This is a genomic window from Pseudomonas sp. PH1b (assembly GCF_000633395.1).
GTDB lineage: Bacteria > Pseudomonadota > Gammaproteobacteria > Pseudomonadales > Pseudomonadaceae > Aquipseudomonas.
In genome coordinates this window covers 1-412 of sequence record NZ_AYMU01000073.1, presented here as the reverse complement: position 1 = coordinate 412, position 412 = coordinate 1, and the positions used below count along the sequence as shown (strand labels likewise).

The 412-nt window shown below is 65.3% G+C and carries 1 protein-coding gene; it reads right to left on the bottom strand.

The features are described 5' to 3' along the window. Positions 1-412: ShlB/FhaC/HecB family hemolysin secretion/activation protein (locus U873_RS0134025; protein WP_029978901.1), on the bottom strand; the 412-nt coding region annotated here is incomplete at both ends.

Below are 412 nucleotides of genomic sequence, written 5' to 3'. Positions count from 1 at the left end.
GCTGCCCAGGCTCATGCGCTGTGAGCTGAACAGCAGGTCCTCGCTGCGCTGGCCGGTGACCAGGCTGCTGAACACCAGGGATTCGTCCCACAGCTTGAACGGCTGCAGGTAGCTGGCGGTGGCGCTGTACTTGCGGTAGCGGGCGTTGGCCTGGCGATTGCCGAAACGGTCGCGCTCATGCTGGCGCTGGGCATCGAAGGCGCCGATGCCGTCCTGCAGCCCCAGGTCGAGGTTGAGAAAGCCGCTGCCAAGGCGCCGGCCGTGATTGATGCCCAACTGCGCCTCGCTGAGGCGGTTGCTGCTGTTGCTGAGCTTGCTGTCTTCGATGTAGTTGTTGGTGCGCAGGTAGCTCAGGCCGCTGTTCAGCGAGGTTTTGCTCAGGGCGTCGCGGTGGATCACCCGCTCCAGGCGC